Consider the following 15,898-nt stretch of genomic DNA (forward strand, 5'->3'; position numbering starts at 1 on the left):
CGCCGATCCCGCCTTCTGGGACAAAAGCACGCGCCCGTCCGGCCGGGAGCGGCCCGGCAGGGTGGATGTCGTGGGCGGATACCTGGAACGTTTGCCCTTGTCCGCGGTTGCGGCCGGCATGGCCGATCATGCGGAAATCTGGACATTCGCGGGGCGCGACGGGGAATCCGACCGCGAGACGGGCCGCCCCGACGGCACGCCCGATGCGGACAACCCCGCCCTGATCCGGCGCGTCTTCCGTGCCGATACCCCCGCGCCCTATGGCTCGTCCGAGGCGGTGGATTTCATCCGCCGGGTCGGCGCGCCCGACATCCTCTGCGTCTGGGGGCTGGGGGTGGATGCGGCACTGCTGGACGCCTGCGCCACGTCGCTGAAGATCTACAATTCCATCGACGCGCCTGCCCTGCGCATTCCCGACGACCTGGCCGTGCGGTTCGACCTGTTCCTGACCGGGGCCGACTGGCAGTCGCGGGAGATCGAGGCGCGCGTGCCCGGCGCGCGGACCCTGGTGCTGCCCATCGGGCCCGCTTTCGCTTCGGGCGATACGTTCTTCCCGACGGGCGCGGACAAGGACCGCGACGTGGTCTATGTGGCCTGCGCGCAGCCCTACAAGCGCCACGACATCCTGTTCGACGCCATGGCGCGCAGGCCCGGCACGCGCGGGCTTCTGGTCGTGGGCTATGGCCATCAGGCCGACGAATTCCGCGACCGCGCCGCGCGCGAGGGGCTGGATCTAGAGATCGTCGGCCCCCCCGGCGTTCCCTTCGACGAGGTGAATCGCCAGATCAACCGCGCCCGCGTGGGCGTGGTCTGCGGCGTGGACGACGGCGCGCCCGCGATCCTGACCGAATACCAACTGGCGGGCCTGCCCGTGCTGGCCAATGCGCGCCTGTCCTGCGGGCTGCAGTTCATCACGCCCGAGACCGGCCTGGCCGCCCATGAAGGCGCCGATTTTGCCGAGGCCTTGGACATGCTGCTGCGCGATTACGCCCGCTATGACACGCGAGATGTCGCGCTGTCCCGATGGGGCTGGCGGCCCAGCATGGCCGTGCTTTCCGAAACACTGACCGAAATCAGCAATGCAAGGATGGTGCCATGAACGATGCCAACCCCCTCACACCCCTTGCGCTTGCGATCCGACCGGCGCTGATCTGCTTTTCGCATCTTCGCTGGGATTTCGTGCTGCAACGCCCCCAGCACCTGATGTCGCGCTTTGCCGCCGATTACCGCCTGTTCTTCTGGGAAGAGGCGATCCCCACCGACCATCACCTGCCCTATCTGGAATTCCACGCCTTCGAGGGCACGACTGTCCAGTCGATCCGCCCCCGCGTCCCCGCCCGCTGGTCGCCCGAGGATCAGGCCCGCGCGCTGTCGGGCCTGCTGGACCAGATGATGGGCGTGGCGGGCATCCACCGCCCGGTCCTGTGGTTCTATACCCCGATGATGTGGCCCATCGCGGCGCATGTCGATGCGGCGGCGGTGGTCTATGACTGCATGGACGAACTGTCGGCCTTCCGCTTCGCGCCGCCCGAACTGGCCGCGAACGAGGCCGCGCTGATGGCGGCGGCGGACGTGGTCTTCACCGGTGGCCATTCCATCTATGAGGCGAAGGCCGACCGGCACGCCAACATCCATCCCTTTCCGTCATCCGTCGATACCGCCCATTTCGCCCGCGCGCGGGCCGGGCTGGCGGAACCCGAGGATCAGGCCCGGCTGCCCCGTCCCCGGCTTGGATATTACGGGGTGATCGACGAACGGCTGGATCTGGGCCTGATCGCGGCCCTGGCCCATGCCCATCCCGACTGGTCGATCGTGATGATCGGGCCGCTGGCCAAGATCGGCCCCGAGGATCTGCCCCGCGCACCCAACATCCACTGGCTGGGCCAGCGCGGCTATGACCAGTTGCCCGCCTATCTGTCGGGCTGGGACGTGGCGCTGATGCCCTTTGCCATGAACGAGGCCACGCGCTTCATCTCCCCCACCAAGACGCCCGAATATCTGGCGGGCGGCGTGCAGGTCGTCTCCACCCCCGTGCGCGACGTGGTGCGCCATTACGGTGACGTTGCCGCCGTGCGCATCGCCGGTGATGCGAGCGGCTTCGTGCGCGCCTGCGAGGAGGCGCTTGCGCAGCGCGACCGGCCCGAAGGCTGGCGCGACGAGGCCGACCGGCTTCTGGCCGATCTCAGCTGGGACAACACCTTCCAGCGGATGCGCGACCACCTGGACCGGGCGCTTGGCAGGCACCAGCCCTCGGCCTCGGTCGTGAAGCTGCCGGTGCCTGCGGTGCTGCGCGGCGCGAAGAAGCATGACGTGACGATCTGCGGCGCGGGCTTTGCCGGATCGGTGCTGGCGCGGCAATTTGCCGAAGTCTCGGGCAAGCGCGTACTGGTGGTGGACAAGCGTCCCCATGTCGCGGGCAACGCCTATGACTGCCTGGACGATGCGGGCGTCCTGATCCACCGCTATGGCCCGCATATCTTCCACACCAACAGCGACGACGTGTTCGACTGGCTGGGCCGCTTCACCGAATGGCGCCCTTACGAACACCGCGTGCTGGCGCGGGTGGGCGACAAATCCCTGCCCATGCCCATCAACCGCACCACGCTGAACATGCTTTACGGCCTGGACCTGCAATCGGATGCCGAGGCCGAGGCCTTCCTGGCCCGGCAGGCGCAGCCGGTCCGTGACATCCGCACCTCGCGCGATGTAGTGGTGAACGCCATCGGCACCGAACTCTACGAGACCTTCTTCCAGGGCTACACCCGCAAGCAATGGGGGCTGGATCCGTCGCAACTGGACAAGTCGGTGACGGCGCGGGTGCCGACGCGGACCAATACCGACGACCGATACTTCACCGACAGGCACCAGGCCATGCCGAAGGACGGCTTCACGCGGATGTTCGAACGGATGCTGGACCATCCGAATATCGAGCTTGGGCTTGGCACCGATTTCCACGACCTGGAAGCCGCCGACAAGGGCAGGCTGGTGGTCTATACCGGGCCCATCGACGCCTATTTCGGCCACCGCTTCGGCACGCTGCCCTATCGCAGCCTGCGCTTCCGCCACGAGACGCTGGACCAGCCGCAGTTCCAGCCCGTCGGCGTCGTGAACTTCCCGGCCGAGGACGTGCCCTATACCCGGATCACGGAATACAAGCACCTGACCGGGCAGACGCACGCGCGGACCTCGGTCAGCTACGAATATCCGTCCGCTGAAGGGGATCCCTATTACCCGATCCCGCGCCCGGAAAACCACGACCTGTTCCGCCGTTATGACGCGCTTGCGGCGGCGGAACCGGGGGTGATCTTCGCGGGCCGGCTGGGCAGCTATCGGTATTACAACATGGATCAGGTCGTGGGCCAGGCGCTTGCGATCCATCGGCGGCTGACGGCCCGGCAGCCCGCGGCGGAAGCGATGGTCCCCACGACATGACCGCCTGATGCGCTGCCTTCTGGTGACCGACAGCCCCGAGCCATCGGGGGTCGGCGAACACATGCTGACGCTGGCCGGGGCCCTGCCGCACGGCATGGCCGCTCTGGCCTTTCCCGACCATGCGGCGGGCCGCGCCCTTGCCGCGCGGGCCAAGGCCATGGGCCTGCCCGCGCAGGTCTTCGCCCCCCATGATGCCGAGGCTTTCATCGCCGCCAGCCGTCCCCGCATCGTCCATGTCCATGCGGGCATCGGCTGGGAAGGGCATGGCCTTGTCGCAGCCGCCGCGCGGGCGGGCCGGGCGGTGATCCGCACCGAACACCTGCCCTGGCTTCTGACCGATGCGGACCAGATCGCCCATTACGCCGATGCCAGCCGGAACGTGGATGCGGTCATCGCCGTCTCGGATGCCGCGGCCGATGGCTGGCGGGCGGCGCTTGCGGCCATGGGGCGGGACGGGGCCGTCCATGCGGTCCCGAACGGCACCGCCGCGCCGGTGCTGGCCCACAAGGGCGCGGACGGCATGACCTTGCTGTGCGTCGGGCGCTTCAGCCCGCAGAAGCTGCACCGCACGCTGCTGGCGGCGCTTGCGCGCCTGCACCGGCGCGGCATCCCCGCGCGCCTGGATCTGGTCGGGCAGGGGGCGGGCATGGGGCGGCTGCGCCACTGGACCGCGCGGCTGGGGCTTGCCAGGCATGTCCGCTTCCTGGGCCGGCGCGGCGACGTGCCCGCGCTGATGGCCGCCTCCGACCTGCTGGTCCTGCCATCCGGCTTCGAAGGCCTGCCGCTCGTGGCGCTTGAAGCCATGTCCATCGGCCTGCCCGTCATCGCCACCGATGTCACCGGATCGGCCGAGGCCCTGGGCCCCGGCCATCCCTGGCTGGTGCCGCCCCGCCGGTCGCGGCCCCTGGCCGATGCCATCGCGCAGGCGTTGACCGACGATGCTGCCCGCGCCATCGTGGCGCGCAGGGGCCAGGCCCGCTGGTCGGGGCATTTCACCGCCGCCCGCATGGCGGCGGATACGGTGCGGATTTATCGCCGCGTTCTGCGGCAGCGTGGAGAGGACGGAATGACCAAGACAAGGCTGGGCTTCATCGGCGCGGGCGGCATCGCGCATCGCCATTTCGGCGTGCTGCGGACCATGGAGGATGTCCAGATCGCAGCCCTCTGCGATCCCGACGAAGGGCGCGCCCGCCATGCGGCCGAGGCGACGGGTGCTGTGGCCTACGCCGATCACGAAGCCATGCTGGCGGCCGAGGATCTGGACGCCGTCTATATCTGCGTGCCGCCCTTTGCGCACGGTGCCCCCGAGCGCGCCTGCATCGCGCGCGGCTTGCCCTTCTTCGTCGAAAAGCCCCTGTCGCTGGACATCAGCCTGGCCGAGGAGATCGGCGCCGAGGTGGAGAAGGCGGGCCTCATCACCGCCGTCGGCTATCACTGGCGCTATCTGGACACAATGGACGAGGCGCGGTCCCACCTGGCCCATAATGCGCCGCATCTGATCCAGGGCTTCTGGCTGGACCAGACGCCGCCTCCGCAATGGTGGTGGAACCAGGACCAGAGCGGCGGCCAGGTGGTCGAACAGGCGACCCATGTGATCGACGCGGCCCGCTTCCTGGCCGGCGACGTGACCGAGGTCTTCGGCATGTCCGCCCGCCGCGACCGCGCCGATTTCCAGGGCCTGACCGTGCCCACGGCGACGGCGGCGACGCTGCGCTTTGCCAGCGGCGCGATTGCCAACCTGTCGGCCACCTGCCTCTTGCGCTGGAACCACCGCGTGGGCCTGCATGTCTTCGCCGACGGCATGGCGCTGGAGATCAGCGACCATGACCTGATGGTGGACGTGGGCCAGGGCCGTCCCGTGCGCCATGCCCAGGGCGATCCCGTCTGGCGCGAGGACCGCGATTTCATCGAAGCGGTCCAGGGCCGCGAGAACCACATCCGCTGCCCTTACAGCGAAGCCTTGATGACGCATCGCGTGGCCCTTGCGGTCGCAGAGTCCGCCCGGAACGGTGCCCTTGTGAAGATGGAGGGGCTGCGGGCTGACCCGCAGCCCATCTTTCGTGCGTCCGCTGCGCCGGGTTCCCACCATGCCGCATGAGCATCGCCATATCCGCAGTCTGGGGATCGAACGCCCGCACGAGCCCTATTTCTTCGGCTATGACGAAGGCCCGGCGGGCGACGGGCAGGTGCGTCTGGATCTGATGTACACGGGCCTGTCGGCGGGGACCGAACTGACCTTCCTCAAGGGCTCGAACCCCTATCTGCACAGCCGCTGGGACGACTGGCAGGGGCTGTTCATTCCGGGGGAACCGTCGGCGCATTTCCCTGTCAACTTCCTGGGCTACATGGAGGTGGCGAAGGTCATCGACGCCCGCGCGCCGGGTTTTGCCAATGGCGACGTGCTGGCCACCACCTTCGGCCACAAGACCGGCCACACGGCGAACCCCGCCCATGACCTGCTCGTGACGCTGCCCGATGGCATGGACCCGATCCTGGGCATCTTCGTGGCGCAGATGGGGCCGATCGCCGCCAACGGCATCCTGCATGCCGATGCCGATCAGTTCGGTGCGAATGTCCCCAACCTCGGCGCGGGGGTCGAGGGCCGCCCGGTTCTGGTCTGGGGCGGCGGCACGGTCGGCCTGTTCTGCGCACTGTTCGCACGCCAAGGCGGCGCGTCCGAGGTCGTCGTGGTGGACCCCTCGCCCTTCCGGCAGGAGATCGCGCGGAAGATGGGCTTCATCGCCATGGGCGAGGACGAGGCCGTCCGTTACGCCAAGACCGCCTGGCACCACAAGGTCGGCGGGCGCGGCGCGGAATATGTCTTCCAGACCCGCGCGCGCTCCGAGAGCCTCAACCGCTGCCTGCAGGCGCTGCGCCCGCAGGGGACCGTCATCGACCTGGCCTTCTACCAGGGCGGCATGGACGGAACGAGACTGGGAGAGGAGTTCCACCACAACGGCCTCGCCATCCGTTGCGCGCAGATCAACCGGATGCCGCGACCCCTGGCCCATGCCTGGGACCAGCGGCGGCTGGCACAGGAAACCCTGCGGCTGCTGGCGGCCGAGGGCGAGTTGATCCGGCGGCACATGATCACCCATGTCGTGCCCTATGACAACGCGCCCGGCTTCCTGCGCCATCTGGTGGCCGAGCGTCCCGACTTCCTCCAGATTGTGTTCGAGGCCGCATGAACGCCGACGACACCCTTGCCTGGGGGATCGTACCCCCCGATGCCTTCCCGCTGCCCCACCCGGATCACGCGCTGATCCGCATCACCTTCGTCATGGCCTGGCTGGTCGTGGGCGGCGAGGAAACGGAAATCCGGCTGCTGGCGCGCAACCTGCCGCGCGACCGTTATCGCATCACCGTCATCCCCTGCTTCCGCAAGGAGGGGATGCCCCACCAGACCCATGACCAGCTGGCGGAACTGGGCATCCATGTGGACACGACCCCCTATGGCCTGGGCTTCGAGGAAACCATCGACTATCTGCGCCGCAAGCTGGCGGGGGCCGATCTGGTCGTGTCCTGCCAGGACGTGGCCGACATCTATCCCGCGCTGGAACGCATGGCGCTGCGCCCGCCGCTCATCGAACATGGCGGGTTGGTGCGCGAGGCCCTGTCGGGGCCCAAGCACTTCACCACCCGCTATGTCGGCGTCTGCGACAGCATCCGCGCGGCGGCGGCGTCCAGGATGCCCGACCGGATGCAGGATGCGCTTGAGATCCCCTCGATGGTGGACCTGGACGAGTTCCGCCCCGAACGGCGCGGCGACATGCGCGCATCCCTGGGCATCGGCGCGGACGAGATCCTGATCGGCTGGGTCGGGCGGCTTGACCGCAAGAAGCGGGTCGAGGATTTCATCGGTGCCGCCCTGCGCGTGGCCGACCGGGTGGGGCACGCGCGCTTCGTGGTGGTGGGCGGTCCCGACGCCTTCATGCCGGAATACGAACACGAATTGCGCCACATGGCCGGGCCGCTGGGCCACCGGATGATCTTCACGGGCGACCGCAAGGACGTGCCGGACCTCATGGCGGCCATGGACATCTTCTGCTGGCTGTCGCGCGGCGAGGGGATGCCCCATGTCATCGCCGAGGCCGGCGCGGCGGGCCTGCCGGTCATCGCCACCGCCGACAACGGATCGGTCGAACAGATCGTGGACGGGATCAGCGGCATCTTCGTCCCCCATGAAGACCCCGCTGCCGTGGCCGACGCGATGGAACGCCTGCTGGCGGATGCACCCCTGCGCGCCCGCCTTGGTGCTGCGCTGCGCGATCATGTCCACACCCATTACTCCGCCCGCGTCGTGGTGCCGCAATGGCAGGCGCTGATCGACCGGGTGCTGGCGGAACGTCCCGCTGCGCCCCCGCCCGCCACCTTCGACAGCTTCACCCTGGGCGGGTGGGAGTCCTCGACCCACCGGCTGCGCAACGGGCGCAGGCTGGATCTGATCGAGGCCGTGGGCCATGACGTCCATGCCGCCCAGGATTACCGGCAACTGGCGGATCTCGGCATCCGCGCCTGCCGAGACGCGGTCCGCTGGCATCTGGTGGAGCCAGAGCCGGGCCGCTACGATTTCGCCAGCCTGACGCCGATGATGCAGGCCGCGCGCGACACCGGCACCCAGGTCATCTGGGATCTGATGCATTACGGCTGGCCCGACGGCCTGGACATCTGGAGCGCGGCTTTCGTTGACCGCTTCGCCCGCCTTGCCCGCGCCGTGGCGCTGCATCATCGCGAACTGACCGATGCCGTCCCCTTCTGGTGCCCGGTGAACGAGATCAGCTTCTTCGCCTGGGCGGGGGGCGACGCGCAATACCTCAACCCCTTCGCAGCCCATCGGGGATACGAGCTGAAATGCCAGCTTGCCCGCGCCTCCATCGCCGCCATGCACGAGTTGCGCGCCGTCGATCCGCGCGCGCGTTTCGTCCATGCCGAACCCCTGCTGGCGATCCATCACGATCCGCATAACGGCCGTCCGCTGTGGGAAGCGCAGGGCTATCACGACGCGCAGTTCCAGGCCTTCGACCTGCTGTCGGGCCGGATGTGGCCGCAGCTTGGCGGCGATCCGTCCTTCCTGGATATCCTGGGCGTCAACTACTACTGGAACAACCAGTGGATCCACGGCGGCCCGCCCATCGACATGGACCACCCCTGGTATCGCCCCCTGTCCGACCTGCTGGTCGAGGTCGCGGCACGCTATGACCGCCCCTTGATGATCGCCGAGACGGGGACCGAGGGCGCGCGCCGCGCCTCCTGGTTCGCCTATATTCGCGACGAGGTCGCCCGCGCCCAAGCCCGCGGCGTCCGGGTCGAGGGGATCTGCCTTTACCCCATCGCCAACCATCCCGGCTGGGACGACGACCGGCTGTGCCCCAACGGGCTTCTGGGCCATGATCCCTCGGGCGGGATGCGGTCGGTCGAATGGCCTCTGGCGCAGGAAATCGCGCGGCGCACCTGGGCTGCGGAATAGCGCCAGCCGCCTGCCCTGGAACCCGGCCCGCCCCAAGCCGTTCAATTCACAAGGAACGGCGGAGGCGGCGATGGCACCCAGGGCAAGCTGGAAGGGATTCCTGAAGGTCGGAGAGGTCACCTGCGCGGTCGGCCTCTATACCGCCGCCTCGACATCCGAACGCATCGCCTTTCACACGCTGAACCGCAAGACCGGCAACCGCTTGAGCCGCGTCTTCGTGGACAGCGAAACCGGCAAGCCGGTGGAGCGCGACGACCAGGTCAAGGGATACGAGATCGGGCCGGGCGATTATGTCGTGCTGGACCCCGACGAGGTCGCCTCGGCCGTGCCCGACAGCGACAAGACGCTGTCCATCACCGCCTTCATCGGCTGCGACGACATCGACGACCTTTACTTCGACAAGCCCTACTACATCGCCCCCGTCGATGAGGGCGCGGTCGAGGCCTTTGCCGTGATCCGCGAGGGGCTGCGCGCGAAAAAGGTCGCGGCGCTTGCGCAGACGGTGCTGTTCCGCCGCGTCCGCACGGTGCTGATCCGCGCCCATGACGAAGGCCTGATCGGCACGACGCTGAACTTCGACTATGAGGTCCGCGACCCCGCCGAGGCATTCGCCGACCTGCCCGACATCCGGGTCGAGGGCGAGATGCTGGACCTGGCCGAACACATCATCAAGACCAAGCGCGGCACGTTCGACCCACGCGACTTCGACGACCGCTATGAATCCGCCCTGGCCGATCTGGTCCGCGCCAAGATCGAGGGCCGGAAGATCCAGCCCCGCAAGGAACCCGAGCCCGAGGAGGTCGTGGACCTGATGGCCGCCCTGCGCGAAAGCGCGGCCATGGCCAAGCCCGCGCGGCGCACGACCAAGCCGCGCGGCGAGGGGGCCAAGCGCAAGGCCCCGTCCCGCGCCTCCGCCAGCAAGAAGGCCAGCTAAAACATGGCGGGGCAATCCGGGGCCGGGCTGGAGGTCTATAACGAAAAGCGCGACTTTTCGCAGACGGCGGAACCGCGCGGACGGAAGGCACGCAAGGCGGGCCATGCCTTCGTGATCCAGAAGCACGCGGCGACCCGGCTGCATTACGACCTGCGGCTGGAAATGGACGGCGTCTTAAAAAGCTGGGCCGTCGCCAAGGGGCCGAGCCTTGTCGCGGGCGAAAAGCGCCTGGCCGTCCATGTCGAGGATCACCCGCTGGATTACGGGGATTTCGAGGGCACCATCCCCAAGGGCAATTACGGCGCGGGCGCGGTCATCGTCTGGGACCGGGGGACATGGGTGCCGCTGGACGGCGATTATGCCAAGGGCAAGCTGGAGTTCGAGTTGAAGGGCGAAAAGCTGTCCGGCCGCTGGCATCTGGTGAAGATGCGGGGCAAGCGCGGCGAGACGCGCGAGAACTGGCTGCTGATCAAGTCCGACGACGCCGCCGCCCGTCCCGATGACGCGCCCGACATCCTGACGGAACGCCCGGAGTCGGTAAAGACCGGCCGCAGCGTCGAGGAGGTGGCCGAAGGGGCCGAGGAAAAGCCGAAGCCCGTCAAGCCCAAACCCAAGGGCAAGTCCCGCGCCAAGGACGCGGACGCCCCCGCCACCGGCGCGAAGAAGGCCCCGATGCCGGACTTCATCGAACCGGCGCTTGCCACGCTGAAGCCCGCCCCGCCCACCGGCGCCAAATGGCTGCACGAGGTCAAGTTCGACGGCTATCGCCTCCAGGCCCGGCTGGAAGGGCAGGAAGTAAAGCTGCTGACCCGCAGCGGACTGGACTGGACCGACCGCTTCGGCGCGGAAATCACCGACGCCCTGCGCGCCCTGCCTGCCGAAACCGCCATCATGGACGGCGAGTTGGTGGTGGAATCCGGGGCAGGGTCGTCGGATTTCCCGGCGCTGCAGGCCGACCTGTCCGACGGGCGCAACGACCGCTTTGTCTTTTACGTCTTCGACCTGATGTATCTGAACGGCTACGACCTGCGCGAGGCGCCGCTGATCGCCCGCAAGGGGGCGCTTGAGGAACTGGTGGGCACGGAACCGGGCCGGGTGCGGTTTTCCAGCCATTTCGGCGAAAGCGGGTCCATGGTGCTGCGCCATGCCTGCCGGCTCAGCCTGGAAGGGATCATTTCGAAGGAGGCCGACGCGCCCTATCGGTCAGGGCGCGGCAAGGACTGGATCAAGTCCAAATGCTCGGCCCGGCAGGAGTTTATCGTGGCGGGCTATGTGCCCTCCACCAGTTCGGACAAGCTGGTCGGATCGCTGGTCTTGGGCGTGTTCGAGGGCGGCAAGCTGGATTACGTGGGCCGCGTCGGCACCGGCTTTTCCCGGAAGATCGCCGAGGACTTGCGCACCCGCCTGGACGCGATGCGCATCGACCGCAGCCCCTTCGCGGGCAAGCTGACATCGGACGAGGCGCGCGGCGTCCGCCATGTCCGCCCCGAACTGGTGGCCGAGGTCGAGTTCCGCGCCTGGACCGCCGACGGTCTGTTGCGCCACGCATCCTTCCGGGGGCTGCGCGAGGACAAGCCCGCTACGGATGTGGTGCGCGAAAGCGGCCCGGCCAAGGAGGCGCCGAAAGCCCCCAAGCGCCGCGTGACCCTGACCCATCCCGACCGCATCTATTGGCCGGACGAGGGCATCACCAAGGAGGGTCTTGCCGATTATTATGCCGAAGTCTGGCCGAAGATCGCGCCCTTCATCGTCAGCCGCCCGCTGGCGCTGCTGCGTTACCCCGCCGGGATCGACGGACAGCGCTTCTTCCAGAAGCACGCCTGGAATGGGATCAACAAGAACATCGCCCTGGTCAAGGATCCCAAGGAGAAGGCCGAGGATGCGATGGTCGCGATCAACGACCTGGACGGGCTGATGGCGCTGGTCCAGTCGGCGGCGCTGGAGATCCACCCCTGGGGTTCCACCGTGGCCGATTGGGAACACCCCGACACGATCACCATGGACCTTGATCCCGGCGAAGGCGTGCCCTGGGACGCCGTGATCGCGGGCGCGCAGGAGGTGCGGCGGCGGTTGGAGGACGCGGGGCTGGCGGCGTTCGTGAAAACCTCGGGCGGGAAGGGGCTGCATGTCGTGGCGCCCTTGAAACCCAAGGCCGACTGGCCCGCCGTCAAGGCCTTCACCAAGGCCCTTGCCGAGGCGATGGCGAAGGACGCGCCCGATGCCTATGTCTCGACCGTCGCCAAGGCCAGGCGCAAGGGGCGGATCCTGATCGACTGGCTGCGCAACCAGCGCGGCATGACGGCGGTCGCGGCCTATTCCACCCGCGCCCGTCCCGGCGCCGCCGTGTCCATGCCCGTCGCCTGGGAGGAACTGGACCAGATCGGCCCCAGCTACTTCACGGTGGAAAACACGCCGAGCCGCCTTGCCGGGCTGATCCGCGATCCGTGGGAAGATTTTCGGACTGCTGCCCGCCCGCTGGAGGTCAAGGGGCAGCGGCGGAAGGGGTAGGGCGGTCGCTGGAACGGGTGGGCCAGGAAACACGCCCTGCATTTCCCCGCCCGCGTGGTCGGGGATCATCAGCCCGTAGGGTGGGGTTTCACCCCAGCATGCGGCGCTGGAGGCGAAGGCTTGGCGGCGGCGGAAAGGATAGCTTGGTGTAGGGTGCGTGCTTGCACGCACCATCACAGGGCGCATCGGTGCGTGCGAGCACGCACCCTACGGGTTCTTGGGAATGGGCGTAGGGTGGGGTTCTACCCCACCGGCCACAGCGGAGGTGGGGTGAAACCCCACCCTACAGGATCACTCACCCGCCCTTGGGGGTGCGAACGGCCCCGGTAGCAAAAGTCTCACGCCCTGCCGCGCTGCCCTTCGGCCTGGATGCTTTTCTTCAGCGCGGTCATGATGTCGATGACATTGTCGGGCGTTTCCACCTTGGGCGCGCGGGGCCGGGCGGGTTTCTTCTTGCCCTTCTTCTTGGCGGCGATGATGTCCAGAAGGCGTGCCTGCACGGGATCGTTCACCATCTCGGCGTCCCAATGGGTGGTGCGTTCATCGACCAGCTTACGCACCAGGGTCATCAGCTTGGCCTCGGGCTTGTCCGCCGTCAGCTTGTCGAAATAATCGTCCTCGTCGCGCACCTCGTCGCCATAGCGCAGCGTCCACAGCACGATCCCCTTGTCGCGCGGCTTCAGCATCACGGCGCGTTCGCGGCGGTACATGACCAGCCGCGATATGCCGACGGTGCCGGTCGCCTCCATCGCGTCGCGGATCACGGCAAAGGCTTCCTGGCCCACCTCGTCCGCGGGCATCAGGAAATGCGGCCTGTCATACCAGACCCAGCCGATGGAATGGTCGGGCACGAACATGTCGATGTCGATTGTGCGCGTGCTTTCCAGGGCAACGGCCTCGATCTCCTCGTCCTCCAGCATGACATAGTCGTTCTCGGCCTTCTCGTATCCCTTGACCTCGTCCTCATCCCGGACCGGCTTTTCGGTGACGGAATCGACATACTGGCTGACTACGCGGTTGCCGGTCTTGGCGTTCAGGGTATGGAAGCGGACCTTCTCGCCCTCGGTCGTGGCGGGCATCATGGTGACGGGGCAGGTCACCAGCGACAGCTTCATGTAGCCTTTCCAGAACGTGCGCGGGGCCATGGCGGAGATCCTTCACGGGGGCGGAAATCAAACGGCCGCAGGCGGGGTTTGTTCCGCCCACGGCCGAAGGATGGCCATTGCTTACTGGCCGGTCGTGATCTGCTCGATATGGGCCTTGTGTTCCTCCAGCGTGGGCAGGGTCGCCGTGGCAAAGGCTTTCAGGTCGGCATCGTCGCCGTTTTCCGCAAAGCCCTGGAACAGGGCCACCGCCTCGGTATGGGCGCGGACCTGCATGGTCTTGTAAAGGTCGTCGAACTCCGCCCCTTCGGCCTTTTCCAGAAGGCCCATCATCTCGGCCTCCTTGGGCGCAAGCTCGGTGGGGACGGGAATGTCCCCGGCAGCGGCCTTCAGGTCGGCACCGGCCTTTTCGTGATCCGTGATCATCTGGGCGGCGAATTCCTTGAGCGCCGGATCGGTCGCCTTGTCCTGGGCCATCTGGCTGGACTGGATTTCGAACATGTTCGACGTGGCGGCCTTTTCGACAAAGGCCGGGGGCGCGACCTCGGCGTCCTGGGCCAGGGCGGTCAGGGGGGCCATGGGAGCCAGGATCAGCAGGGCTGTTGCAAGATATTTCATGACTGGGTTCTCCTAGTTGCGGTCGAAGGTGCCGGTGATGCCGCCCCCGGCCAGGACATGACCCTGCATCGCGTCCAGAACGGCGGCGCGGTCGGCGGCGGGGGGCAGGTCCAGGCTGGGAACATCCAGGGCAAAGACCTGGAAGTGATAGTGATGCGGCCCATCGGGGACCGGAGGCTTCGGTCCGGTATAGCCGGTCGAGCCCATGGAATTCGCGCCCTGCTTCACCCCCTGCGGGTCGGGAAGCGAGGGTTCCGTGGGCAGCCCCTCGCGCAGGGCCGTGACGCCTGCAGGGATGTCATAGGCCAGCCAGTGGACGAAGGGCTTGGGTTCCTTGGCGTCCGGGTCTTCGGCGATGATGACGAAGGACTGCGTCCCCTCGGGCGCGCCCTCCCAGGACAGGGCGGGCGAGGCATTGTCACCATCCGCCACGTGCTTGAGGTCGATGGGGCCATCGGCCTGGAAGGGGGCAGTGACGGTCAGGCCGCCTTCCGCCTTCAGCACCTCCATCGCCAGGGGCGAAGGGGGCGGCGGGACCAAGGCGTTCGGCACGGGCCCGCCTGCGGGCGGGCGGTCCTGCGGCGCGGCGTCCGAGACGATGCGATAGATCACCCCCGCCGTGTCGTCCGCCACGAAGATCGCGCCGTCGCGGCCCACCGCCACGCCGACCGGGCGGCCCGCCTGGGTCCAGCCCTCCGCGCCCTCGGCCAGGAAGCCGGTCATCACCGGCTCGATCCCCACGGGCTTGCCGTCCTCGAAATCGATGCGGACCAGTTCGTATCCCGAAGGCGGGCGGCGGTTCCAGGATCCCCGCATGGCGACAAGCGCATCGCCCCGCCATTCGGGGAACATCGCGCCGTCATAGAAGACCATCTGCATCGGCGCGGCGTGCGGCGTATGACCCAGCACCGGCTCCTCGGACATCTCGGCCCAGGTTTCCAAGCTGGTGCCCGGCGGCGGATTGTCCTGCGGGTTGAACTGGTCCATGCCATAGACGAAGGGCCAGCCATATTGCCTGCCCTGCTGGATGTTGTTCAGCTCCTCGATCTGTTCGTTGTCGCCCAGCCAGTCGATGCCGTGATCCATGCCCCATAACTGGCCGGTGCCGGGTTCCCAGTCGAAGCCGATGGTGTTGCGCAGCCCGCTGGCGAAGATCGTGCGGCTGGTGCCGTCGGGTTCGGCGCGCAGGATGGTGGCGTTTTCCGGGTTCGGCTCCGCGCAGGCGTTGCAGGTGCTGCCGACCGAGATATAGAGCTTGCCGTCCGGCCCGATCCCCAGCGTCCGGTTCGGATGCTGGCCCGCGTCGGGCAGGTCGTTGATGATGCGGCTGAGTTCGCCGAAGCGGCCTTCCTGCGCGACATCGGCCATATAGACATCGTTGACGGTCGCCAGATAGACGGTGTTGCCGTCAAAGGCGATGCCGTGCATCCCCGGACGGCTGGCCACCGTGACAGGCGCGTCGGCCACCCCGTCGCCATCGTCGTCGCGCAGCATGACCACGTCGCCCACGCTGCGCCGTGTGGCGTAAAGCGTGCCGTCCGCCGACACGGCCAGCATCCGGGGGTTCACCAGATCCTTCGCAAAGACGCTGACCGTCGCCCCTTCGGGCAGCGTGAAGCCCGCCAGCAATTCCTCGTCGCTGGCGGGTTTGCGGGGCGCGGGCTCCAGGATCGCGCCGGTGACGGTCACGTCGGAATATTGCCCGACCTTGCCCTGCGGTTGGGCAAGCAGCGCGGAGGGCGCGGCCAAGGCCGCGGCCGAGATCGTCAGCAAGGAAATGCGGGACATGGCCGATCCTGTTCGCCAAGGGTTTTTCCGAAACCATGTGCGGCGCCC

The 15,898-nt window shown here is 67.9% G+C and carries 10 protein-coding genes; 7 read left to right on the top strand and 3 right to left on the bottom strand.

Translation table 11 applies throughout. From position 1 onward, the window contains the following. The first annotated feature begins 118 nt into the window (after window positions 1-118). The 7 genes from AAIL68_RS00085 (at window position 119) to ligD (ending at window position 12,341) form a co-directional block, all read left to right on the top strand. The gene (locus AAIL68_RS00085; protein WP_347137451.1) at window positions 119-1,099 is read left to right on the top strand and encodes a glycosyltransferase; all 981 of its coding nucleotides are present in this window, start codon (window positions 119-121) and stop codon (window positions 1,097-1,099) included. Continuing rightward, window positions 1,096-3,432: a UDP-galactopyranose mutase gene (glf, locus tag AAIL68_RS00090; protein ID WP_347137452.1), complete on the top strand. Its 2,337-nt coding sequence runs from the start codon at window positions 1,096-1,098 to the stop codon at window positions 3,430-3,432. The genes AAIL68_RS00085 and glf overlap by 4 nt, the downstream gene beginning before the upstream one ends. 7 nt (window positions 3,433-3,439) lie before the next feature. Next, complete coding sequence (locus AAIL68_RS00095) at window positions 3,440-5,530, top strand: glycosyltransferase (RefSeq protein ID WP_347137453.1); 2,091 nt, start codon at window positions 3,440-3,442, stop codon at window positions 5,528-5,530. Continuing rightward, entirely contained in the window at window positions 5,520-6,620 is a 1,101-nt protein-coding gene (locus tag AAIL68_RS00100; protein WP_347137454.1) for a zinc-binding alcohol dehydrogenase, read from the top strand. Before AAIL68_RS00095 ends, AAIL68_RS00100 begins: the two co-directional genes overlap by 11 nt. After that, window positions 6,617-8,899, top strand: coding sequence for a glycosyltransferase (locus AAIL68_RS00105; protein WP_347137455.1), 2,283 nt, complete (start codon window positions 6,617-6,619; stop codon window positions 8,897-8,899). Before AAIL68_RS00100 ends, AAIL68_RS00105 begins: the two co-directional genes overlap by 4 nt. 70 nt (window positions 8,900-8,969) lie before the next feature. Then, window positions 8,970-9,833: a Ku protein gene (locus tag AAIL68_RS00110; RefSeq protein ID WP_347137456.1), complete on the top strand. Its 864-nt coding sequence runs from the start codon at window positions 8,970-8,972 to the stop codon at window positions 9,831-9,833. Between the two features lie 3 nt (window positions 9,834-9,836). Continuing rightward, entirely contained in the window at window positions 9,837-12,341 is a 2,505-nt protein-coding gene (gene ligD / locus AAIL68_RS00115; protein ID WP_347137457.1) for a DNA ligase D, read from the top strand. A gap of 338 nt (window positions 12,342-12,679) precedes the next feature. Here ligD and AAIL68_RS00120 read toward each other — a convergent pair whose 3' ends face one another. From AAIL68_RS00120 to AAIL68_RS00130, 3 genes are all read right to left on the bottom strand, one after another. After that, window positions 12,680-13,486 (bottom strand): Ku protein, encoded by an 807-nt coding sequence (locus AAIL68_RS00120; RefSeq protein ID WP_347137458.1) that lies wholly within the window; start codon window positions 13,484-13,486, stop codon window positions 12,680-12,682. An 81-nt stretch (window positions 13,487-13,567) separates the two neighbouring features. Further along, window positions 13,568-14,062, bottom strand: coding sequence for a DUF4142 domain-containing protein (locus AAIL68_RS00125; RefSeq protein WP_347137459.1), 495 nt, complete (start codon window positions 14,060-14,062; stop codon window positions 13,568-13,570). Window positions 14,063-14,074: 12 nt separating this feature from the next. Beyond that, complete coding sequence (locus AAIL68_RS00130; protein ID WP_347137460.1) at window positions 14,075-15,850, bottom strand: YbhB/YbcL family Raf kinase inhibitor-like protein; 1,776 nt, start codon at window positions 15,848-15,850, stop codon at window positions 14,075-14,077. Window positions 15,851-15,898: the final 48 nt, after the last annotated feature.

The organism is Paracoccus sp. SSK6, assembly GCF_039770665.1.
Lineage (GTDB): Bacteria > Pseudomonadota > Alphaproteobacteria > Rhodobacterales > Rhodobacteraceae > Paracoccus.

Coding starts and splice junctions, on each gene's coding strand:
- AAIL68_RS00085 (WP_347137451.1), top strand. CDS start 119: ATGGCCGATCATGCGGAAATCTGGACATTCGCGGGGCGCGACGGGGAA.
- glf (WP_347137452.1), top strand. CDS start 1,096: ATGAACGATGCCAACCCCCTCACACCCCTTGCGCTTGCGATCCGACCG.
- AAIL68_RS00095 (WP_347137453.1), top strand. CDS start 3,440: ATGCGCTGCCTTCTGGTGACCGACAGCCCCGAGCCATCGGGGGTCGGC.
- AAIL68_RS00100 (WP_347137454.1), top strand. CDS start 5,520: ATGCCGCATGAGCATCGCCATATCCGCAGTCTGGGGATCGAACGCCCG.
- AAIL68_RS00105 (WP_347137455.1), top strand. CDS start 6,617: ATGAACGCCGACGACACCCTTGCCTGGGGGATCGTACCCCCCGATGCC.
- AAIL68_RS00110 (WP_347137456.1), top strand. CDS start 8,970: ATGGCACCCAGGGCAAGCTGGAAGGGATTCCTGAAGGTCGGAGAGGTC.
- ligD (WP_347137457.1), top strand. CDS start 9,837: ATGGCGGGGCAATCCGGGGCCGGGCTGGAGGTCTATAACGAAAAGCGC.
- AAIL68_RS00120 (WP_347137458.1), bottom strand. CDS start 13,486: ATGGCCCCGCGCACGTTCTGGAAAGGCTACATGAAGCTGTCGCTGGTG.
- AAIL68_RS00125 (WP_347137459.1), bottom strand. CDS start 14,062: ATGAAATATCTTGCAACAGCCCTGCTGATCCTGGCTCCCATGGCCCCC.
- AAIL68_RS00130 (WP_347137460.1), bottom strand. CDS start 15,850: ATGTCCCGCATTTCCTTGCTGACGATCTCGGCCGCGGCCTTGGCCGCG.